Below are 23,315 nucleotides of genomic sequence, written 5' to 3' on the forward strand. Positions count from 1 at the left end.
GTCTTAACCAGATTGTTTTTTATTATTACCAAAAAAAGCCGCCCATCATGACGATGAGCGGCTCTTTAATTTTTAAGACGGGATTAGTAACTAATCAGATTAGTTATGCAGCGCTTTGCTTGAGGTTTTATCAACCGTCACTTTAGCTGGTTTAAGCGGCACTGGCATACTTACCAATGCTACTTTTAATATCTCATCAATCGTCGCTACTGGCTGAATGGTCAGACCCGCTTTGACGTTGTCAGGGATATCAGCCAAGTCACGCTCGTTGGTCGCTGGAATCAACACATGCTTGATACCACCGCGATGCGCAGCAAGCAGCTTCTCTTTTAGACCACCGATGCGTAGGATTTTACCGCGTAAGGTAATCTCGCCTGTCATCGCAATATCTGGACGAATGGCAATGCCAGTTAAGGCAGAAACCAGCGCTGTCGTGAGCGCACCACCAGCAGAAGGACCATCTTTCGGCGTCGCGCCTTCAGGCATATGCACGTGGACGTCAGTGGTTTTAAAGGTTTCGTAATCAATCCCTAAGCTATCACCGCGAGCACGGACCACGCTCATTGCTGCACGAATCGACTCTTTCATCACATCACCGAGTGAACCGGTAAAGCTTAGCTCGCCTTTACCTTTCATCGCCACCGCTTCGATGGTTAATAGCTCGCCACCGACTTGTGTCCAAGCAAGACCTGTAATACGACCAATCTCAGGCTCTTCTTCTGCTAGACCGTAGTCGTACTGATGGACGCCTAGATAGTCATCGATGTTTTTGTCATCGACCACGATTAGCTGACGTTCTGCTTTCTTCGGAGCACGTGCGCCATGGGTTTCAACCGAACCGCGAACAACTTTACGGCAGATTTTATTGACTTCACGCTCAAGGTTACGCACACCGGCTTCACGGGTATAGCTACGCACGATGCTATGCAATGCCGCTTCTACAATCTCAATTTCACCTTCTTTGAGACCGTTGTTTTTAATCGCTTTTGGCACAAGATATTTCTGCGCAATATTGACCTTTTCTTCTTCGGTATAACCCGGTAGACGAATGACTTCCATACGGTCAAGCAGGGCAGGCGGGATATCCATGCTGTTGGCGGTACAGATAAACATCACTTGCGATAAATCTAAGTCCATATCTAAATAATGGTCGTTAAAGGTATCATTCTGTGATGGATCGAGCACTTCAAGCAAGGCTGACGCTGGATCGCCGCGGAAGTCTTGCGCCATTTTATCGATTTCATCTAATAAAAATAGCGGGTTTTTAACTTCGACTTTAGCCAATGACTGCACAATTTTACCTGGCATCGCGCCGATATAAGTACGGCGATGACCACGGATTTCCGCTTCATCACGGACGCCGCCGAGCGCCATACGCACAAACTTACGACCGGTTGCGCGCGCAATCGACTCACCCAACGAGGTTTTACCAACACCCGGAGGACCAACTAAACAAAGAATCGGACCGCGCAGTTTTTTCACCCGCGACTGTACGGCGAGATATTCTAAGATGCGGTCTTTTACATCTTGTAAACCATAATGGTCTTCGTCTAATACCGTTTTAGCTTTTTCTAAATTAATCGAAACTTTGGTCGTCGCATTCCACGGCGTATCCAAAATCCACTCAATATAGTTGCGCACCACTGACGATTCACTCGATGCAGGTGGCATCATTTTGAGTTTCTTCAGCTCTTGCTCTGCTTTTTTGCGCACATCTTCTGGCAAGTCAGCATCTTCTAAGCGTTGTTCAAGCTCAGCTACATCGTCTTCACCATCGAACGCACCGTCATTCATATCTGACAGCTCATTCTTGATGGCTTTCATTTTCTCGTTTAAGAAGTACTCACGCTGGTTGTCTTCCATCTGCTGACGAACCGCATCTTGGATATCTTGCTCGATATTTTGTTCAGCACTTTGCTTAACCAAGTACTCGGTCAAGGTATTGATATGGGTTTTGATATCGTCTTCTTCTAAAAACGACTGCTTAATATCCAAATCCATCGACACGCGGGTTGAGATGAAATAAACCAATTCAAGCAAATCATCGATGCGTTTTGCTACGCGAGTTAGCTCACGAGCATTACGTAGACGAGCGTCGGCATAGCCTTCAAACAACGTCGTTAAGGCTTGGATGGTGTTTTTTTGCTGGCTCTCATCCATACTGACATCGAGGTCAGCACGGTCAAAGCTTGCCATCAATAGCTCGTCATGATTTTCAATGTTATTGACGCGCGCGCGGTATTGACCTTCAATCAATACTTTGATGCAATTCTCGTCGCTATCATGCGGCATGGTGCTGACGATGCGGCACACAGTTCCGTACTGATACAAGTTGTCTTGATCAATATCTTCGGTCAGCGAGTCTTTTTGTGCCACGACCAATACTTTATTACCATATTCGGCTTGTGCCAATTCCACGGCTTTTACCGAGGGCGCACGACCGACAAACAAGGCAATCTGCATATGCGGATAAACAACCACATCGCGCAATGCCAGTAGCGGTAGATAGTTTTCTTCAGCGTCTTTAGCTTTAATGTCTTCAGAATCGCTGTCTTTACTCTCATTGTCTTCGACAGTTTCATTTTTAACCGTTTCAGACGCCGACTCGTTTTCCAACATATCGTCAGATGAAGTATTTAGCGCAGTATCATCAGAAACGTTAGATGAAACGTCGACATCGATGTCGATATTGTCTTGGGCAATTTTATGTTCACTCATATATTCTTCCTCGTTCACCAGACTTGTAAAGTCAAGTTAGTGGTTCATGTTTAGATAAATGGTGCTGCTAAATGAAATTGCAAGGCTATATGACCAACCGCAAGGAGAATATTGCGCCTTTATTTGCATTGTCGCTGATGTCTGCTAGGTTTTGCGCGTGGGCTTTATGGCTAAAATCAGGTAAAATGACGCGCGTCTTAACCGCTCCGTTCAAATAGCAACTATATGGATTAACGTGTGAGTTAAAACGCTAGGGCGAAATAAATAGGTCGGCAATGTGACAATAGCGTGTCAATAGCGGGCCACAAAACATAGGGTAAGGGGCGAGAATATGACCATCAATGCGGTGCTACTAGCGGTAGTCATCATGCTAGGGCTGTCTTTAGCGCGGGTACACGTGGTACTCAGTTTATTAATCGGGGCGCTGGCAGGTGGGTTGATTGCGGGTCTTGGCATGACCGATACCTTAAATGCCTTTCAAGAAGGTATCCGTAATGGCGCGCAAATCGCGCTGTCTTATGCCTTATTGGGTGCTTTTGCAGTAGCGATTGCGCATTCGGGCTTGCCGCAGTCATTGGCAGGGGCGGTCATCAAGCGCATTGATGCCGGTGGCACCAGCGGCATGATTAAATACATGCTGTTTGCCGGTCTGGTTACCATGAGCTGCTTTAGCCAAAACTTAATCCCGATTCATATCGCCTTTATTCCACTGCTTGTACCGCCTTTATTGCTTGCCTTTAACCGCATGCAAATCGATAGACGCCTGATTGCCTGTCTGATTACTTTTGGTCTTGTGACCACTTATATGTTTATCCCTTATGGCTTTGGCGATATTTACCTCAATCAAATCATGCTAAAAAACGTCGGTGAAGCCGGTATTGATGTATCGAATATTTCGGTCACCAAAGCTATGGCGATTCCGGCACTTGGCATGCTCGTTGGTTTGCTAGTGGCGGTATTTATCAGCTATCGTAAGCCGCGCCAGTATCAGCAGCTAGCCATCGATAAACAAGCTCGCGATGCGGTAGTAGAAAAAGATGCTTTAAGCAAAACCGCAGCCGGCGCACAAACGCAAAGCAAGCTTAAAACCATTGTTGCGCTGATTGCTATCGTTACCGCCTTTGTCGTACAGCTCTATACTGATTCATTATTACTGGGCTCAATGTTTGGTTTTGGCGTCTTTATGGCAACCGGCGTGGTCAAATGGCGTGATGCCGATACGGTCTTTAATGACGGTATCAAGCTGATGGCGATGATTGGCTTTATTATGATTACCGCCCAAGGTTTTGCCGAAGTGATGAAAGCGACCGAACAGATTCAGCCGTTGGTTGATGGCGCGGCGTCATTGTTTGCGGGTAATAAAGCGATGGCCGCATTTATTATGCTATTGATTGGCTTGATTGTGACCATGGGTATTGGTTCGTCATTTTCGACTATTCCTATTTTGGCGGCGATTTATGTACCACTATGTATCTCTTTAGGGTTCTCACCTTTAGCAACCGTTGCGATTATTGGTACAGCTGGCGCGCTTGGTGATGCCGGTTCGCCTGCGTCAGACTCGACGCTTGGACCAACCTCTGGTCTAAACGTTGACGGTCAGCATGACCATATCAAAGACAGTGTGGTGCCGACCTTTATCCATTACAATATTCCGTTATTGGTGTTTGGTTGGATTGCCGCGATGGTGCTTTAATTAATAATCTAAACTTTGATAATAGATATAAAAAAGGCGAGTGATTTTATAATCATTCGCCTTTTTTGATTTTTTATAAAAGCTTAATTTATATTTTTCTCAGTTGCGTAGGGCACACCCTACAAATTGCTCGATATTATTCATTCGTCACTATTAATATCGCCCTCGTCAAAATCCTTAATCTCACTCTTTAAACCCCTCAAAAACTCATCACTTTGCGCCAGTAATTCGTTTAAGCGTTTTTCATTAATAAGTCGTGCTAGCTCATCAGCATTAAAAGACTGCTCTTGACTATAATATAGCAGCTCATAATCCTTTTTCTCTAATTCTTGCAGATGCTGTTCGACATTTTCTGCGCTAGAGTTAGCGTCGATAGATTGTTTATTATCTTTCATCGAAACCACCTCAAGCCACTTGGCGTAATTATGCCATCTAATGGTACATCCCATGGTTGGCGTTCTAATTGCTCTACCACTTGAAAGTCGTAGCACCAACCGATTTTTAACGGCTTTTTTAACCCTGTTCGATGGCTTTTACCAAGTGTCGTGTCATAAAAACCGCCACCCATCCCCATACGATTGCCGCTTTTATCAACCGCCACGAGCGGACAGATAATCACATCTAATTCGTGTGCCCAAAGCAATCGGCGGTGATGGTTTTGTTTCATCCCTAAGCTATGAATGCGCGTCGGTATATTCAGCAGTTTCGACTGATAAATAGGCACAAAGCGCAAACGTTTATCATCATTACCATTTCTAGTACGACCGAGCGAACCAACCACAGGCAGATAAGGTAAATAGCCTAAGCATCGACACCAGTCCAACAGTGGCTGAGTGGGCAGCTCACCAAAGCCATCGTAATATAAGCCGATACGCGCACGTGATGGTAAGCGCTGTTGCAACTTGATTAAATGCAAGCTTGCCATGCGCGCGTAATGTCTACGTTCGCCAGCCGTTAATTGCCGACGCTGGCGCGTAAATTGTCGTCTAGGCGGATTACTTAAGCTGTTAGCAATTTTGACATCCTTTTTAGAGCAAGCGTCATCAGCCGATAACTTAGAAAGCGAATCAGATAATGCAGTAGCAGATTGTTGTTGGCTGGTGTTTTTAGACATCAGTTAGCCTCACGGACTTGGAGAAATTTGTGATAAGTCATGCTATCATAACGCCACTTTACATCGTATTTTCCTTTATGTGCAGCGTGTGTTGCACTTTTTTCAAAGCAGCTATACAACAAACCATCAAAGAGGGTAGTTATGTCGACACAGAATCAGGCAACTCGTACCGAAAAAGATACCATGGGCAACGTGGAAGTCCCAGCTGATGCTTATTGGGGCGCGCAAACTCAGCGTAGCCGCGAGAACTTTAAAATCGGTGGCGAGACTTTGCCACGTCCGATGATTGAAGCAATGGCCCTAGTGAAAAAAGCCGCTGCGATTACCAATGCGAGCCTTGAGCGTATCGAAGGCGATAAGCGCGACTTAATCGTTCAAGCTGCTGACGAAGTCATCAACGGTGGTCTAACGGATCAGTTCCCATTGGTTGTATGGCAGACTGGTTCTGGTACGCAGTCAAACATGAACATGAACGAAGTATTGGCCAACCGTGCTAATGAGATTGCTGGTAATGAGCGCGGCAGCTATACGCCAATTCATCCAAATGACCATGTCAACCATGCACAGTCTACCAACGACAGCTTCCCAACCGCGATTCGTGTTGCTGCTGCTCGTGAAATAAATGGTTTATTAATTCCAGCCGTAAAAGCATTGCGCGATACACTAGACGCAAAAGCCAAAGAATTTGATAGCATCGTTAAAATCGGTCGTACCCATCTACAAGACGCCACACCTTTGACCCTAGGTCAAGAATTCAGCGGTTATGTGAGCCAACTTGACCATTCATTGACTCGTATTGATAACGCGCTACAAGGTCTATATGAATTGCCACTAGGCGGCACAGCGGTTGGTACAGGTCTAAACGCTCACCCTGATTATGCGGTAAAAGCAGCTGAGCAGTTATCAACCTTGACTGGCTTGCCATTTGTCACCTCACCAAATAAATTTGAAGCACTAGCGGCTCGTGATGCTGAAGTATTTGCTTCTGGCGCACTAAAAACGCTAGCAGGTAGCTTAAATAAAATCGCTAACGACGTACGTTGGTTGGCATCAGGTCCTCGCTGTGGTCTAGGCGAGTTGACGATTCCTGAAAATGAGCCAGGCTCATCTATCATGCCGGGTAAAGTAAACCCAACCCAATCAGAAGCAATGACCATGGTTGTCGCTCAAGTCATGGGTAACGACGTTACGATCAGCATGGCTGGCGCGTCAGGTAACTTTGAGCTTAACGTTTATAAGCCAGTGATTGCCTTTAACTTATTGCAATCTATCAAGCTATTGGGTGATGCGTGCAACAGCTTTAATGAAAACTGTGCCGTTGGTATCGAGCCAGTCAAAGACAAAATCGATGATTTCTTACATAACTCGTTAATGCTAGTCACCGCATTGAACCGTCATGTTGGTTATGAAAACGCAGCAAAAATCGCCAAGACTGCTTATAAAGAAAACAAAACTTTGAAGCAAGTTGCCGTTGAGTTAGAGCTGTTAACTGAAGCGCAGTTTGATGAGTGGGTAACGCCAGCTGATATGGTACATCCTTCTTAATATCGATCCAAAACCTGATTAGCCTAGTCTTTCTAACTACTCAGATTTTTAAATTTGATATTTTAAGCTATAAAAAGACCTTACCATCCTTTATAGAGGAATGGGCAGGGTCTTTTTTTTGTCTATCAATTGAAGCACATACATTGAGAGAAACAATGTCTTACGCTCAGACAACAAGCAAACCAATAGTTATAACAGCATCAACAAAAACTTTGCTTATAATGAGCGCATAGATAAGAACTCGTGAATAATCGTTCTAAATCACGACAAAGACAATAAGAGCGAACAATCAGACCAACTAAAAATAGTCCGCCGCTAACGTCCATAATTTTTCTTATCTATGACCATTCTAATTATATAATTGAGGTGATTTTATGAAAAAATTAACTGCCGCTTTATCATCAGCTGGTATTTTGATGGCAATGTTGGGTTCTGGTTCTGCCATGGCTTACTCGGACAAAGTAATGGAACCAAGCGAGAGTTATGATAGCGCTGTTAAACACAGACAGGTCAACTATACTTGCCAAAACAACAAGAAAGTTAGCGTGACTTATGGTTTTAACAAGCAAAACCTACCGACCTTTGCAGAAGCCAATCTGAATGGCAAAAAAAGATTTTTACCCATTAACTTAGGTCGTTCTGACATGGTTGATACCGTGTTTGGTGATGAAGAAAACTTTAGTATTATGACTGGCGCACTGCGTTTAAATAATTATCATAAATCATCGGCTAATATCCAAGATGCCAGCAGTGAAATCCTTTATAAAGGCTGTAATGTTGCCTCTATTAGAAAGCTTAAAGGCTAGTTTTTAGCAGGCTGATAGGTTTAGAGAAATTAAAAAGACCTTGTCACGTAATGTGGCAAGGTCTTTTATTTTGAGTGTCTAATAGTTAATCCTGCTTTTTGCCTGTGTACTATATGTACTAAACGTTATTGAGGCGTAAGCGTTAAATCGTCTGGTATAGCTATTTCAATCAAATATTTTCTTACTTCGGGATATTTTATATCATATTCTTGGAATTTTTTTGAAAGATTTTTGTTGCCTTTTAACTCATAAGAAATAGCAATGCCTTTTTTAACTTGTTCGTTAGTGCAGTCTATTTGATGTCCATTTTCGAGGTTTTTATCATTTTTGATTGAATCAAAATTATATAGAATACCTTTGTTTTTATGTGAGTTGGCATCTAATCGTTTACTAATATCTTTCCAAGGGACTTTGTTAAAGGCCTTCTTAGCTAGTATGTTGTTTGCAATTTCAACTAATATTTCAGGGTAAATGAAGTCTTCTATTTCATAGTTTGATTTGATGTTATTTTTCACAACTTCGTCATGATTTGGTCGTTCACCAAAGCAATTTGGAATAAACTCACATATAACTTCTAGATTTTGATAGCTATTCTTCGCATTTTTTTTGAATATTTTTTTGTATTCTTCTCTACCTGCAACATCGTTATCAAATATCAATCGAATTTTTGGCTTTATAGGTTTATCCGTATAAAAAGAATCGTAAAAATCTAAATATTTTTCATACTTAGTCACACCGTGAGTAGGTATTATATTCGCACTTTTGATCGAGAAAAATTTGGAAGTCTCTTCAATAAACTTCTTATCCGAATCACCTTCAACCATTATATTGTAATCACTCAATAAGTCATAGTCATCTAATTCTATACCTAGATACTCACGAATTTTTTGGTTACCAGTTGATTGCTCAATGTCTACTAAGCATGTATTCAATGGATAGAAACTCTTATTGGTTCTTTTATAAAATGTCTTTTCTCCTATTTCTAAATCTAATAAAAATGTGTTTCTTAGCTATCAATGAACATTGGTGAATGGCTAGTTATAATAATCTGAGATTTAGGACACAAGTTCTCTAAATGAGTTTTCAGTTTTTTTTGCAAACCTTGATGTAAGTAAATATCTGGTTCATCAATAAGTAATATTGGCTGTTTACTCTTAATCTTACTCAATATTCTACTATGCATTAAAATAAAACCAAGCCTTTGTAGCCCAGACCCTTTTGCTTCAATATTACGGTTTGACTTATCGTTGAAGAAGAAATCTACATCATTTGAAATTAGATCTCTGAATTTTTTAATATCTGACACATACTCAAAACCAACTTCCCAATTTTCATTAAATTCTTGAAATGTAGGGTTGATCTCTTCTGCTAATGAGTTTAGGATTTCAACTAATCCATTTACGTAGTTATCAAATGATACTTTCAGCTCAGATTTCAAACCACTAAATCTAGAATTTGAGTATTCCAAGTCATAGATTTCTTCAATTAAATTATTAATAAGATCAGGGAATGAGATATTAATTGAAGGTATGTAGAAAAACTATATTTTATTAAGTAGAGAGTTGATTGAGCTATCATCTAGAGGCAGCTTTTCTTTGGTTAATAATATCTTTTCACCAGTAATTTTACTTATACCTTCGATATCGAAAGCCTTGGTAATCCTATATATTATATTGTTATCTTCAAAGTCTACTGAAATCTCAGGATAAACTTTACCTCCCCTAGAACCATTAAATTTGTGATTTGGAGAGTCTTCACTTGCCTTATAGTCTTTTGGATTGAAAAATAGGTTTATAGTTCTTAGAACATTAGTCTTTCCAGCATTATTAGCTTCACATATTGTTGTGATGTGCTCTAATGAGTCTAAATTTAATTTGAGGTTAAGTATCGAGCGGAATCTCTTGATTTGTATGGATCTAATCTTCATGGTTTTTCTCAAATATCTTGTGAGCAATAAATAGAAGTAACTATAGCAAATTTAAACTTATGTTTTAAAAAATACGTAGTGTAGGGTTCCTCCCAATCACTGATTATGATCATTAGGACTCTGATCAGTACGCTAGGCGCACTCTACATTTAAAGCTATTAAATAAAAAGACCTTATCACATAACGCGACAAGGTCTTTTTTTATCTTAGATATTGCGCTTAATTAGAACTTATAAAGCAAACCTAGCGTCGTTGTTGCATCAGTACGCGAGTCAACCATCGGGCTATCGTATTGCTCATTTGGCAGATAGCTTAAGCTTTGATTGGCAAAGCCTGCCCAGCGCTCATTGAAATCATAGTTGGCACTGATATTGATATAAGGATTTAAGCTATTATTTGACTCATAAGCAGCGATGCCTGTCTTCGCTGACTCTTGCGCACTAACGCCATAATAATAGTTATTGTAGTCAGCATCATGATATTCAAAGCCAATGCTTGGATAGACCGTCAGCTTATCTTTAGTGATTTTGGCAAGGTAAGTCAAGCGCGCCGTATTGCCGCCACTATTATCTAAAACGTCAGTCGCAACTTGCAGGCGGAAACCGCCCACAGGCGTACGACGTAGATACGATAGACCGGCAGCGGCTGAAGCCTTACGTTTATCCAGACCTTGCAGCGCGCCAGTCGCATCATCAGGATCGAATTCACTGCCATCGAGCTGAGCATAAGCGGCTAGCTGATTGGTGCCATCATTGATGATATAAGCACCCGCTTGCGCACCGCGTGCATAGATTCTGTTGTTATCATAAAACACACCCGGCAATACTTTTATGTCGGTGCTGTCTTCCAAATTATAAGCCGACTTGACCGCCATGACGTTGACGCCGACGCTTAAAATGGCATCTTTATCAGTCGGTAAGTTGTTTTTAAACAGTGCGGCATTAGAGATGCTGGCGACACTAAATAGGGCAGTGGCGGTCAATGCGCTAAGCACAGTGCGCGTCAACGGTTTCGATAGCGCTGATGATTTAAACATGATTTGCTCTCATAAGTGGGTGGGATAAATGATAAAAACAGAGTCGATAAATAGAATAATAAATAAGTCTGGCATTTTACTCAATGGCTGCTAGCACTTGTAATATTTGCTGATGAATATCTTGCCACCACCATATAAAACCAATACTGATCAGCAGCATGACCAGCCACGGTAGCAATTGCCAAATAAGCGTCGATTTGGTCGCTGTTTGTTGTTCGTTAAATTTGCTGTGATTAAGGCTTGCGTGATTAGCATTCACATTTATAGGTAAGTTTACAGCAGAGTCGTGATTAAAACTGCTGTTATTATCAAAATTACCCTCATTATCAAAGCGAGGAGCGAAGGTAGAAGGGGGGGTGGAAAAGTCAGTATCGCTACTTACGGGAGAATTGATATACGTCGTTTGATAAATGTCTTGAGGTGCGCTAGGTACATTCTGTAGCGCAGCAGCCAACCGCTGACGGTAGGCAATGGCAAACGCCAATGCAATCACCAATCCCGTGACCGCGCCGCCAATATGACCGGCATTATCAATACCCGGTACGGCAAAGCCATATACCAAATTGATGCCCATAATAATGATTAGGCTTTTCAGATTGAGCACCATACCATTGACTGATATTTTAAACAGTGCGGCTATCAATAGCGCGGCACCGATACCCATGATACCGCCAGACGCGCCCGCCGATAGTCCGGGTTGTCCAGTGCCATCTAAGATGCCTTGCCACGTAATATGGTTGTTCAGTAGGTTGCCACCGATTGCGGCGAGTAAAAATAACGCCAAAAACTTCGCTGAGCCAAACATCGGCTCGGCGATTTGCCCAAAGAAATACATGGCAAAACCATTAAACAATAAATGCATCAGACCGATATGCAAAAACGCACTACTTGCCAAGCGCCATGGTTCACTGTCCATGGTATAAGGCAAGGCATTGGCACCCCATTTTAGTAATTCTTCAGTCGATGGATTATTGGCATCGACGCCGCTCAGCACCTGTATTATAAATAGCCCGATAAAGCTGACTAATAGCAAAGTGGTGACGGGCGCGGTTTTTAATAATTGTTGAATGGTCATAAACGCAAATTATCAATAAAAAATTATAAGTAGAGTATAAAGGCTAGGGTTAGGGCGTGTCACCCATAAGTGGGTTATAGTCGATTCAACTTCAAAACGATATAGGGTTGCTAGAATAAATTTTTCGAAGCCTCTGGAGTGCGAAGCACACAGCAAGCAAGGAAAACTTATTCTAGCAGCACGCTATTTTGAGCATATCCTTTTTACATTGAACTGAATATATCAATATTTAATAAAGTTGGGTTTTTTAATAAGGACTAGCTTTTTAATAAGCATAAGTTTTAAGGTTCTCATAAGTGCCTTTGACCAAAATGTCATCCGTCACTTGATTGATATCGGTATGACCGCAAAACGCCATGCTGATATCACACTCGTTATAAATAAGCTCTAGCGCACGGCGCACGCCATCTTCGCCATAAGCGCCAAGCCCATATAAAAACGCGCGACCAATCATCGTACCAGTAGCGCCTACAGCCAACGCTTTGAGCACATCTTGGCCGGAGCGAATGCCACTATCGAGCCAAATCTCAATATTGCTATTTTCTGCTCGTACCGCTTGCACGATATCAGCAAGCGCGGCAATGGAGGACAGCGCCCCATCGAGCTGGCGGCCGCCATGGTTTGAGACGACTAATGCATCGGCACCGCTACGGGCAGCCAAGATGGCGTCTTCAGGTTCCATGATACCTTTAATAATGAGCTTGCCGCCCCACATATCTTTAATGCGCGCGACATCATCCCAACTCAGCGCAGGGTCAAACTGTTCGGCCGTCCATGCTGAGAGCGATGAGATATCCTCGACGTTTTTGGCATGACCGACAATATTGCCAAAGCTATGCCGTTTGGTGCCGAGCATATTCATGCACCATTGTGGCTTGGTCATGAGATTCAATATATTACCAAGGGTAGGCTTTGGCGGCGCAGAAAGACCGTTTTTAATATCTTTATGGCGTTGTCCGAGGACTTGTAAATCTGCGGTTAAGATAAGCGCGGAACAATTGGCCGCCTTAGCACGGCGAATCAGGTTTGCCATAAACTCTTGGTCGCGCATCACATACAGCTGAAACCAAAACGGCGCACTGGTATTTTTTGCCACATCTTCGATAGAGCAGATACTCATGGTCGAAAGCGAGAAGGGCACGCCAAATTTCTCCGCTGCCCGTGCGGCGTGAATCTCACCATCGGCCCACATCATACCGGTAAAACCAGTTGGTGCGATAGCAACGGGCATTTTGACTTTTGAGCCCAGCATGTCAGTGGCAAGCGAGCGCCCTTCCATATTGACCAGAACCCGTTGGCGCAATTTAATACGGTCAAAGTCGGTTTCATTGTTGCGATAAGTGGTCTCAGTCCATGAGCCTGAATCGACATAATCATAAAACATCCGTGGTACTTTACGCTCGGCAACACGGCGCAAGTCCTCAATTTCCGTTATTTTCTTTAAATCTTTCATAGGTTTCTCATTATTATGATTGTTTTATAATAGCGCTCTTATGCTGGTTGTTTTATAAAGACTGCTTTATGACGCTACTAATAATTGCTGCAAATCCAACACTGAAAACGGATAATTCAAGCGTTTTGACGGCGTCAATATCACAGGAATCGTGGTAGCAAACTCCATCATAAGCGCCTCATCAAAATCGGCAATATCGACAAGCTGATAGCTTATCGGCTGCACCGCTTGAAACTGGGTGAGCAACTGTTCTGCGACGTCACAAAGATGGCAGCCAGAGGTGCCGAGTAGCCACCATTTATCCTGATTTTCGTCCGTGCCAAGATTGGGGTTGGCGGCAATCATACGTGCCCGTAGTGTTGGTATCGTATTACAATTGCCATTATCATTATCCATATTTTTACTCTTATACTGATTTCTATTTTTGATAGTTGCTACCTTTTAAGATATTTGCTTCTAACGTCTGTTTATAATGTCTAGCGCTAATAATGTCTAATGCTAAGTATTTATCTTCCGTAATTTAAGCAAAGGCATTGATATTATTTAACACTATTTACATGATAAAGAAATGGGGTAAATAATGACAGCGATTGTGAGATTAGGTAAGATGACCTGCTATTTATCATTGCGCATTGTTAGCATCTTATTGATAGCTTGCCGTTTATAGCGCGCCATTTGTAGACAGCCGCTTTTTATATGACTATTTTTTCACCACTCGGATATCGCACGCATGACAAGTTTTGGCAAATTTATCAAACGTTTATTATTGGCATTCATGTTGTTGGTCGTGGCATTCCATATATTGGTCGCAGGGTTACTGTTGATTTGGAAAACCCAGCCGATTAATAACAGTATGTTTATGCTGACCCATCGTTTAACGGGCGGCACGGTCACCCAGACGTGGGCTGAGTATGACGCCATTGCCAAATCTGCCAAACAAGCGGCGATTGTCAGTGAGGATTCGACGTTTAGCCAGCATAATGGCTTTGATATGAAAGGCATTAAGGCAGCACAGAAAAAGAACGAAGAAACTGGCAAAATGTCAGCGGGCGGCTCAACGATCACCCAGCAATTGGCCAAAAACTTGTTTCTCACTTCGCATCGCTCTTATAGCCGTAAAGCTGAGGAAGCGATTATCACTGTAATGATAGAAACTTTGTGGGATAAGCAGCGCATTTTGACCGCTTATCTCAATGTGGCGGAGTTTGGCAATGGCATTTATGGTATCGATGCCGCCGCCCATCATTATTTTGATAAATCAGCTGCCAACCTAAACCGTGACGAATCTGCTTTACTCATCGCCATGCTGACCAATCCGAAATACTATGAAAGTCATCAAAGCGACAAACGCTTGCGTAACAAACAACGCATCATTAAAAAACGGATGAAAAATGCCGTCTTGCCACAATCGGCTTAGCTTGCTCGCTTAAACTGTTAGTGATTTCAAATAGCAGTAAGACTAATTGTGCTATGTTATAGGATGTAAAATTAGCCGCTCTAAAAAATTAGTATAAAAACTTCTGAACCGTGTTTGAGTATAAAAATAAAAGATGATGGCGTATCGATAACGCTAAAGGAGTGGGAAGATGGCAGAGATAGATAATAAGCATGAAGTTAATGACAGTATTGATATGAGTATAAAAACTGACAATGAAATAAGCCCAAGCCTTATTGAAGTGAGTGACAATGAAGTGAGTGACAATGAAGTGAGTGACAATTCTATTAATAGTTTAACCGATAGTGCGACTAACAGTTTAACTGAGGTCTTAACTGAGAACCTGACTGACATTGACTGGCAACGTTCAGAAGATGGCAGCTATTCACCGAGCAGCTATATCAATCGCGACTTGTCATTATTACAATTTCATCTGCGGGTTTTAGCGCAGGCAGCCAGTTCGCGTCATCCTTTATTAGAGCGTTTATTTTTCTTAATTATTTTTTCATCTAACATCGATGAGTTCTTTGAGATTCGCGTCGCCGGTATCATGCAAAAACTCAATCTGGGTGATGTATCGACCAGTGTCCACGGTATGCGCCCAAGCGAAGTATTAGAAGAGATATCCGTTATCACTCACGCTGCCATCGCTGAGCAATATCGTATTTTAAATGAAGATATCCTGCCCGCACTTGCCAAAGAAGATATTCGCTACTTAAAACGGGACGAGTTAAATAGCGAGCAATCGGCATGGATGAAGCGCTATTTCACCGAGCAAGTATCACCGGTATTAACACCTATCAGTATTGACCCTGCGCATCCATTTCCACGTTTAGTGAATAAAAGCCTAAACTTTATCGCTACCTTGGAAGGCAAAGATGCCTTTGGCCGCGATATCAATTTGGCGATTGTACCAGCACCGCGCAGCTTGCCGCGCGTGATTCGTCTGCCTGATGAGCTGACAGGTGGTAAAGAGCACCATGTGATGCTATCAGCCGTGATTCATGAACATATCGGTGAGCTATTCCCAGGTATGAATGTCACGGGTTGCCATCAGTTTAGATTGACACGCAATGCCGATTTGGACTTGGCAGACGACGTCGATGATATTGCCAAAGCCTTAGAAGGCGAGCTTGAAAACCGCCGCTTTGGTGACAAGGTGCGCTTAGAGGTCACCACCGATTGTCCAACGCCCATTAGTGATTATTTGCTCAATGAGTTTGAGCTGCATGACAATCAATTGTACCGCGTTAATGGACCGGTGAACTTAACGCGCTTGCTGTTTGATTTTAATATTCCAGCACTGCGTTATCAGCCTTTTACTTATGTCGTACCCAAACCATTTCGCCGTGAAGTCGATAAGCTCGATAAAGCGACCAGCATGTTTGCGGCGATGCGTAAAGGCGATGTCTTGGTTCATCATCCGTTTCATGCCTTTTCACCGATTATCAATCTATTATGGCAAGCGGCAAGTGACCCAAAAGTATTGGCCATTAAGCAAACGCTATATCGTTCAGGTACCAATTCAGAAATCGTCAAAGCCCTAGCGGCAGCAGCGCGTCATGGTAAAGAAGTCACGGCGGTTATTGAATTACGCGCCCGCTTTGATGAGGCGTCTAATATCGCGGTTGCCAATTATCTGCAAGAAGCTGGCGCGGTCGTGGTTTACGGTATTGTTGGCTACAAAACCCATGCCAAACTGATGCTTATCATTCGCCGTGAAGACGATAAAATCCGTCGTTATGTGCATCTAGGCACTGGTAATTATCACGCGGCCAATGCCAAAGTTTATACCGATTATGGTTTATTTAGTGCCGACCCCGATATCTCAGAAGATGTGCATAAAATTTTCCAAGAGCTGACGGGGATGGGCAAACCTGCCAATTTGAAAAAGCTCCTGCATGCGCCGTTTACCTTGCATGAAAAGCTAATGAGCTTTATCGATGATGAAATTGCCCATGCCAAGGCAGGCAAGCGCGCTCATATCGTGGTTAAGGTTAATGCGCTGACCGAGCGACGCCTGATTGATAAATTATATGATGCGTCACTAGCAGGGGTTAAAATTGAGCTAATTTTGCGCTCAATGTGTTGCCTGCGCCCGCAAGTAAAAGGGTTGTCTGAAAATATCACTGTGCGTTCTGTTATCGGGCGTTTTTTGGAGCATACGCGTATTTATTATTTCCATAACGATGGGGATGAGCGCTTATATTGCGGCAGTGCCGATTGGATGGATCGCAACTTGTTCCATCGCGTCGAGGTAGCGTTTCCCATTGAGGATAAGAAGCTGTTTAAACAGATTTATGAAGATGGGTTATTAAATTACCTGAAAGACAATGTGCAAGCGTGGACACTTGACGGTAATGGCATTTGGCATCAAATTGAACCTGCTGCAGGTGAGCTGCCGCATATCGCGCAAGATTATTTGTTAAAAGTCATTAACCGCGTTGGCGAGTCAGTTTAGCGAAATGGCTTTAATAGTCAGTTTTTAGTTAATCTGCTTTTATTAGCGTTGCTTACTGCTATCTTGGGTGAACCTAGATAGTATGAACCTTTAACATTCTTAATCAAAATATTTTAAATCAAAGCCAAGCATAGAGTTAATCTGCGCTTGGCTTTTTCGTGTTAATAATCTCTATTGAGAATGATGATAAGTATAAAGATGAAACATGCGTTACAAACTGTCTGGTAACCTCACATTTATTCACACATTGATACCGCAGTGCACTGGTTAGCGATTGAGAATTCTTCCTATAATTGATACAGGCTTTATTACTAATACCTCAATTATAAAAAATAGGAATGAATCATGAGCAATACCAAGAACGATACCTCAGATATTAAAAAAGCAGCAGAGCAAGCTGATAGTCAGAAAATCGAAAAAAACCTAGCCGACAATAAAGAAGTTGATGTGCCGGAAGAATTGAGTAAAGAAGAACAGACTTCTTTTATTGATGATGATTTGCGTACTGATAAGTGATTTTAATTTAACTAATTTTAATTTATCTAAAAAGCAACCAGTACCACAAAGAAATTAGTAGCAATGAGCATATTTATTACTGCATAAAAATTAAATAATGCTCTAAACCATAAATGCGAGGGACGCGCCATGCCAACTAATACCCATCCAAACCATGAAGAAGCGGTACCCGTTCGTGATCCAGCAGCCTTACATCCAGACAATGCCCAAGACAGTTATGAAGGGCGTAAACATGAGCCTAATATCGATGGACCACAGCAGGAATCACAGGAAACGGACGAGATATATTCCGACCCTCGTAAAGAAGAGGACTTACCAGCAGGCGGCAAAAATGTCGCGGATTTAAACGCTTATGATTTATCGCAAAAAGGTAATGAATCGCGTTAAGCCGTTGTTTAATTTACAAATAAGTAAGCAATATTAGAAATTCAATGACCAATAATAATAACGATAACCGCAATAATCCAATATGATCAGAACATGATAATAATTACACATGATAAGGATAGCATGATGCAAAATGAAGATATGCAAACCAAAGATCCCGCTTTAACCAAGACGCGTCTAGACGACGCTGATGTTAATCGTACTAATAATCATACAGCTAATGCTCATACTGAAATTGGCAATAGCATTACTGAAAATAAAGGGACAGATACCTTTAAAGAAGGCGTGATTAATTCAGAACACGTCAATGATAATGACAATCCTGCACGTCAGCCAGATCGCCGTGACCAAGAGGGCAATGCATTTGACGAAGGTATCAATGAGCATACGATGGTTGGTGATGCGGCTAAAAGCGCAGGTATCAATGACTTAAACCGCTATGCCAACGTTGATAATGCTCAAACTCGCGTGCTAAATCCTGATGAAAAAGATTTTTAACACTTAGATTTTCAGCATTAATTTAATGAGGCGCTAGACGTTAAGGTGAATACTATTTTTCGTTTAGATAGCCGTTTATATACTACTGTATATACCAGTGATGCTAACAAGATTAGAAAAGGAATTGCCATGAATATGCCAGATGATAGGGATGCAGAAACGAGGAATTTAAAAACGGCTCATTTAAATGATGATATGCCGCTTAAAGATGCCGATGACAATAATGGGATTGTTGCTGATGATGCATTGCAAACAGCCAATCCAGCAGAAGCAGCAAGGTTAACGGATGACCATGATCCGCATCATGTCGGAAAAAGTCATAAAGAATACGACAGCGCTTTAATGGAGAGCGATAAATAACAGTTTCAGACAGTATGCTAAGAAAGTAGACACTTAGACACTTAGACAGTGTGAAGTGAAGAAGTATAAAGCCAAAAGGTGCAACAATTAGCCGATTCTCATTTCGCTAATTGTTGCACCTTTTTCTTTTTAAACCGCTTTTTAGAGTGGTTAAAATCCTAGCCATTAAGATATGGCACAGATCCTATAATTAAGCAGGTTCACCGCTATGAAAACGCAGCTCTGTATCTGGGCTCGATATCAGCTCTGCTTCTACCGCTTTAAAAAACGCCACGCGCTCGTCGATATTATCCTCTGACAATGATTGCGCCAATGCCAGATAATCTTCAAAATGACGGCTTTCTGATTTAAGTAAGTAGCGATAATATTTCGCCAAACGCTCATCGTTGATGACTTCAGCCAATGCAGCAAAACGCTCACAAGAACGCGCTTCAATAAACGCCCCGATAATCAATACATCTATCATCGCTGCTGGCTCGTAGGTACGTTTATGTTTCAGCATACCTTTAGCATAACGTCCGGCACTTAGATATTGCCACGCTTGCCCGCGCTCATTCATGATGCCGAGCACCTGCTCATAATGCAGCATCTCCTCGCGTATCAACTGCGCCAGTTTTCGTTGTAAATCATAAGAAAACTCATAGCGAAATAATAAGTTCATTGCTGTACCAGCCGCTTTTTTTTCACAATTGGCATGGTCTTGAATGATTAATGGCAAGTCAGCAATGGCGGCATTTACCCACGCTTGTGTGGTTCGCGCACCCAAAAACTCATAAATAGGGGATAGGTCTACCTTTATAGGCGTTCGTAATTGCGCAATATCGACGCTGTCTTCTTGATTATTTTCTTCTTGAGCGCCATTTTCTTGCGTTAAAGTTGCAAGGTTTTGTGTATTGATAGTCATAGTTTTATTGGGCTTTATTGAGTAGTTGTAAAAAAGCATTTATTGAATCATGATAAAAAGGTCTGAAAATAAATAAGTCTGCTATAGTCGATTCAACTTAAAAAGAATACATGGCTGTTGGGATAAATTTTGCAAAGCATCGAAAAGTGCGAAGCGCACAGCAAGCAAGAAAAATTATCCCAACAGCAGGCTATTTTTAACGTGCCTTTTTTATATTGAACTGACTATATAGCGGCAAATATCTTTAATAGCATCTGGAGTAATGGATAATTTGACATGTTTGATACTTTTAAACGCCTTAGCTTAATAGATAACCGTTAAGCATAAATTACTATGGTAATGATTACTTACAGTTTATCCATCGTTTCCATCATTGTGCTTAAACAAGGCGTTTATAGCATCTAAAGCCATACGTCTTATAGGGTATCATTTATCTACAGCCTAAGTATTTACTTGCTGAATGATGTTTCCTTGTTTATTTCATTATTTGATAGTAGGATGAGATTTTGCTTTTGGGACATTCTGTCTTACTATTGATTGCTAGTGAATAGTTGATACTCAGCATTATATCAACTATCCATGCTATCGCAAAAAGTAAGGTTTATCACCTTAGTATTTGCTTAAAGCTGGTCTAAATAGTAGCAACTTAGATCTTAATTGCGATAGTAGTAACCCGGGATTAACACACTTCACGAACAGATAAGGATAACAATATGAGCCAGTCTTCTAACGCCAATCGTATTCAGAAGGGCGTTCTTGCCATCGATAAGCAGATGTTCGATTTTATTGAAAACGAAGTGCTGCCGAAAGTCGGTGTGGATTCAGACAGTTATTGGTCAGGTTTTGAAAAGGTCATTAAGGAGTTTACGCCGCGTAATAAAGCGCTGCTTGCGACCCGTGACAAAATCCAAGCCCAGATTGATCAATGGCATCTAGACAATCCTGCCAAAGACGGCGACATTGACTATCCTACTTATAAAGCGTTCTTACAAGAAATTGGCTATCTGTTACCAGAAGGCGAAGATTTCAAAGTCAGCACCCAAAACGTCGACGACGAGATTGCCCATATCGCAGGACCGCAGTTAGTCGTACCCGTACGTAACGCCCGCTATGCATTGAACGCGACCAATGCGCGTTGGGGCAGCTTATATGATGCTTTGTACGGCACAGACGTGATCAGCGATGAAAATGGTCAAGAAGCAAAAGGTGGCTACAACCCAACTCGCGGCGCTGCTGTCGTGGCGTATGCCAAAAAATTCTTGGATGAAAACTTTGCGTTAGCATCAGGTTCATACAACGATGCCACTGGTTTTAAAGTGGTCGATGGGAAGCTTGAAGTGCTACAAGGTGATAGCAGCACTGAGCTAAAAGATGCTACTCAGTTTGCAGGTTTTGTCGGTGATGCAGCAAGCCCAACCGGTATCTTATTAAAGAATAATAACTTACACGCTGAAATTCAAATCGATGGCAGCCATCCAGTCGGTAAAGACGATCCAGCCAGTATTAAAGACGTGCTATTAGAATCAGCCATTACAGCAATTCAAGATTGTGAAGATTCAATCGCTGCGGTCGATGCTGAAGAAAAAGTGGAAGTCTATCGCAATTGGTTTGGTTTGATGAATGGCGATTTGCAAGAAACCTTTGAAAAAGGCGGCAAAACCCGTACACGTAAACAAAACCCAGACCGCGAATATACCACGCCAGATGGCGACACCCTTACCTTACCAGGTCGCTCATTATTGCTAATTCGTAACGTTGGCCATTTGATGCAAAACCCTGCGATCTTAGTCGATTTGGGTAATGGTCAAGAAGAGATTTTTGAAGGCTTGATGGATGGTTTGATTACACCGCTATTGTCTTTAAACGATCTTAAAGGTAACAACCAGCTATCAAACTCGCGTAAAGGTTCGATGTATATCGTTAAACCAAAAATGCATGGTCCTGAAGAAGTCAAAATGGCAAACGATTTGTTTAATGCCTCAGAAGACTTATTGGGCCTAGAACGTAATACTCTTAAAATCGGTATTATGGACGAAGAGCGCCGTATGACGGTCAACCTAAAAGAAGCGATTCGCCAAGCCAAAGAGCGCGTTATCTTTATTAATACTGGTTTCTTAGACCGTACTGGTGATGAGATGCATACCAGCATGAACGCCGGACCTTTCGTACGTAAAGGCGATATGAAGTCAGAAGCATGGCAGCCAGCTTATGAGCAGTGGAACGTCGATATCGGTTTAGAGACGGGTCTACAAGGTCACGCTCAAATTGGTAAAGGCATGTGGGCGAAGCCTGATGAGATGAAAGAGATGATGGAAACCAAAGCCGCCCATCCACAAGCGGGCGCTAGCACAGCATGGGTACCATCACCAACGGGCGCCACCTTACACAGCATGCATTATCATCAAGTGAATGTCGCTGAGGTGCAAGACAAGCTAAAATCACGCGAGCGTGCCAGCTTAGATGACATCTTGACCATTCCATTGGCAAAAAATACCAACTGGACGGAAGAAGAGAAGCAGCAAGAGCTTGATAATAATGCTCAAGGCATCTTAGGTTATGTCGTACGCTGGGTAAACCAAGGCGTTGGTTGCTCTAAAGTACCTGATATTAATGATGTGGGTCTCATGGAAGACCGTGCGACACTGCGTATCTCAAGCCAGCATATCGCCAACTGGTTGCATCATGGGGTTATCAGTGAGCAACAAGTGATGGATACCATGAAACGCATGGCAAAAGTCGTCGATGAGCAAAATGCTGACGATAATGGCTATCAGCCCATGGCAAATGACTTCGATAACTCGTATGCCTTTAAAGCGGCTTGTGATTTGGTATTTAAAGGTCGCGAGCAGCCAAGTGGCTACACTGAGCCATTGCTCCATCAAGCACGCCTTGACTTAAAAGCCAACTGCTAAGTTAATCGAGCCATATTGTTAATTAAATAATATAACTAGCGTTAGTTATTATTAACGGGCTTTACTTTAAGGCTATTTATCTATGTATAAGTAGCCTGCTAACGTTTTGTTTTTAATAAGCATATTAAATATAGTTTATATTCTTATTACTGATATTTCTCAATAACACCTCTATTCGTCCATGACGAGTAGGGGTGTTTTTTTGTCCCTAATTAAATATAGGTTAAACCTCATAGCGGACATGGCTTTGAAGATTTTTTATCATTAGAGACGTAAAAAATATGTTGCAAATTATGTCAAAGTTGTTATGCTTGTACTCGAAGTATGAGTTTGGTAACGGATGTTACGCAACAGAGCGATAAAGACCAACGTTTACATGGCAGTTACGATTTCGATCCCAGTTATGTAAGTCATGGTTTTTTTCATCTTACGGTAATAGAACTTCGCCACACTTGTTTCTGACTAATCTCGGTAG

Annotated in this window: 22 protein-coding genes; 11 read left to right on the plus strand and 11 right to left on the minus strand. The window is 42.1% G+C overall.

The window, feature by feature from the left end; translation table 11 throughout:
- Positions 1-99: 99 nt before the first annotated feature.
- Entirely contained in the window at positions 100-2,619 is a 2,520-nt protein-coding gene (gene lon / locus PG901_RS12050; protein ID WP_442966914.1) for an endopeptidase La, read from the minus strand.
- A gap of 170 nt (positions 2,620-2,789) precedes the next feature.
- Between lon and PG901_RS12055 the strand changes: the two genes are divergently transcribed.
- Positions 2,790-2,936 (plus strand): hypothetical protein, encoded by a 147-nt coding sequence (locus tag PG901_RS12055; RefSeq protein WP_271134561.1) that lies wholly within the window; start codon positions 2,790-2,792, stop codon positions 2,934-2,936.
- Between the two features lie 113 nt (positions 2,937-3,049).
- Entirely contained in the window at positions 3,050-4,411 is a 1,362-nt protein-coding gene (locus tag PG901_RS12060) for a Na+/H+ antiporter family protein (RefSeq protein WP_271134562.1), read from the plus strand.
- A gap of 140 nt (positions 4,412-4,551) precedes the next feature.
- On the opposite strand, the gene PG901_RS12065 is transcribed toward PG901_RS12060, so the two are convergent.
- Together PG901_RS12065 and PG901_RS12070 are read right to left on the minus strand one after the other, a co-directional pair.
- Complete coding sequence (locus PG901_RS12065; protein WP_271134563.1) at positions 4,552-4,806, minus strand: hypothetical protein; 255 nt, start codon at positions 4,804-4,806, stop codon at positions 4,552-4,554.
- On the minus strand, positions 4,803-5,525 hold the full coding sequence (locus tag PG901_RS12070) for a 5-formyltetrahydrofolate cyclo-ligase (protein WP_271134564.1): 723 nt from the start codon (positions 5,523-5,525) through the stop codon (positions 4,803-4,805). The genes PG901_RS12065 and PG901_RS12070 overlap by 4 nt, the downstream gene beginning before the upstream one ends.
- Before the next feature lie 141 nt (positions 5,526-5,666).
- Between PG901_RS12070 and fumC the strand changes: the two genes are divergently transcribed.
- Positions 5,667-7,070 (plus strand): class II fumarate hydratase, encoded by a 1,404-nt coding sequence (fumC, locus tag PG901_RS12075; RefSeq protein WP_201563121.1) that lies wholly within the window; start codon positions 5,667-5,669, stop codon positions 7,068-7,070.
- A 374-nt stretch (positions 7,071-7,444) separates the two neighbouring features.
- Entirely contained in the window at positions 7,445-7,876 is a 432-nt protein-coding gene (locus PG901_RS12080) for an ACP-like domain-containing protein (RefSeq protein WP_271134565.1), read from the plus strand.
- A gap of 125 nt (positions 7,877-8,001) precedes the next feature.
- On the opposite strand, the gene PG901_RS12085 is transcribed toward PG901_RS12080, so the two are convergent.
- The 7 genes from PG901_RS12085 to PG901_RS12115 all read right to left on the minus strand — a co-directional run bounded on the left by PG901_RS12085 (position 8,002) and on the right by PG901_RS12115 (position 13,763).
- Positions 8,002-8,808, minus strand: a complete 807-nt coding sequence (locus tag PG901_RS12085; RefSeq protein WP_271134566.1) for a hypothetical protein — start codon at positions 8,806-8,808, stop codon at positions 8,002-8,004.
- A gap of 74 nt (positions 8,809-8,882) precedes the next feature.
- A complete protein-coding gene (locus PG901_RS12090; RefSeq protein WP_333780712.1) occupies positions 8,883-9,407 on the minus strand; it encodes an ATP-dependent nuclease in 525 nt (174 codons plus the stop codon).
- A gap of 9 nt (positions 9,408-9,416) precedes the next feature.
- Positions 9,417-9,803, minus strand: coding sequence for an AAA family ATPase (locus PG901_RS12095; RefSeq protein WP_271134567.1), 387 nt, complete (start codon positions 9,801-9,803; stop codon positions 9,417-9,419).
- Between the two features lie 223 nt (positions 9,804-10,026).
- A complete protein-coding gene (locus tag PG901_RS12100; protein ID WP_271134568.1) occupies positions 10,027-10,839 on the minus strand; it encodes a MipA/OmpV family protein in 813 nt (270 codons plus the stop codon).
- Positions 10,840-10,915: 76 nt separating this feature from the next.
- On the minus strand, positions 10,916-11,914 hold the full coding sequence (locus PG901_RS12105) for a rhomboid family intramembrane serine protease (RefSeq protein WP_271134569.1): 999 nt from the start codon (positions 11,912-11,914) through the stop codon (positions 10,916-10,918).
- 265 nt (positions 11,915-12,179) lie between these two features.
- Positions 12,180-13,367, minus strand: coding sequence for an alpha-hydroxy acid oxidase (locus PG901_RS12110; protein ID WP_271134570.1), 1,188 nt, complete (start codon positions 13,365-13,367; stop codon positions 12,180-12,182).
- A 66-nt stretch (positions 13,368-13,433) separates the two neighbouring features.
- Positions 13,434-13,763 carry a glutaredoxin family protein gene (locus PG901_RS12115; protein WP_271134571.1) on the minus strand — a complete coding sequence of 110 codons (330 nt, stop codon included), beginning with the start codon at positions 13,761-13,763 and terminating at the stop codon, positions 13,434-13,436.
- Between the two features lie 334 nt (positions 13,764-14,097).
- Here PG901_RS12115 and mtgA point away from each other — a divergent pair, with 334 nt between their 5' ends.
- The 6 genes from mtgA to PG901_RS12145 all read left to right on the plus strand — a co-directional run bounded on the left by mtgA (position 14,098) and on the right by PG901_RS12145 (position 19,024).
- Entirely contained in the window at positions 14,098-14,784 is a 687-nt protein-coding gene (gene mtgA / locus PG901_RS12120) for a monofunctional biosynthetic peptidoglycan transglycosylase (protein WP_201563101.1), read from the plus strand.
- A gap of 169 nt (positions 14,785-14,953) precedes the next feature.
- Positions 14,954-17,263: a polyphosphate kinase 1 gene (gene ppk1 / locus PG901_RS12125; RefSeq protein WP_271134572.1), complete on the plus strand. Its 2,310-nt coding sequence runs from the start codon at positions 14,954-14,956 to the stop codon at positions 17,261-17,263.
- 345 nt (positions 17,264-17,608) lie between these two features.
- Entirely contained in the window at positions 17,609-17,779 is a 171-nt protein-coding gene (locus tag PG901_RS12130; protein ID WP_271134573.1) for a hypothetical protein, read from the plus strand.
- Positions 17,780-17,908: 129 nt separating this feature from the next.
- Complete coding sequence (locus tag PG901_RS12135; protein ID WP_201625449.1) at positions 17,909-18,166, plus strand: hypothetical protein; 258 nt, start codon at positions 17,909-17,911, stop codon at positions 18,164-18,166.
- Between the two features lie 126 nt (positions 18,167-18,292).
- Positions 18,293-18,664 (plus strand): hypothetical protein, encoded by a 372-nt coding sequence (locus PG901_RS12140; protein ID WP_271134574.1) that lies wholly within the window; start codon positions 18,293-18,295, stop codon positions 18,662-18,664.
- 129 nt (positions 18,665-18,793) lie between these two features.
- The gene (locus PG901_RS12145) at positions 18,794-19,024 is read left to right on the plus strand and encodes a hypothetical protein (RefSeq protein ID WP_271134575.1); all 231 of its coding nucleotides are present in this window, start codon (positions 18,794-18,796) and stop codon (positions 19,022-19,024) included.
- 190 nt (positions 19,025-19,214) lie between these two features.
- On the opposite strand, the gene PG901_RS12150 is transcribed toward PG901_RS12145, so the two are convergent.
- Positions 19,215-19,928, minus strand: coding sequence for a tRNA-(ms[2]io[6]A)-hydroxylase (locus PG901_RS12150; protein ID WP_227692360.1), 714 nt, complete (start codon positions 19,926-19,928; stop codon positions 19,215-19,217).
- Between the two features lie 713 nt (positions 19,929-20,641).
- Here PG901_RS12150 and PG901_RS12155 point away from each other — a divergent pair.
- The gene (locus tag PG901_RS12155) at positions 20,642-22,840 is read left to right on the plus strand and encodes a malate synthase G (protein ID WP_271134576.1); all 2,199 of its coding nucleotides are present in this window, start codon (positions 20,642-20,644) and stop codon (positions 22,838-22,840) included.
- Positions 22,841-23,315 lie beyond the last annotated feature (475 nt).

Source organism: Psychrobacter sp. ANT_H3, from assembly GCF_027919975.1.
Classification (GTDB): Bacteria; Pseudomonadota; Gammaproteobacteria; order Pseudomonadales; family Moraxellaceae; genus Psychrobacter; species Psychrobacter maritimus.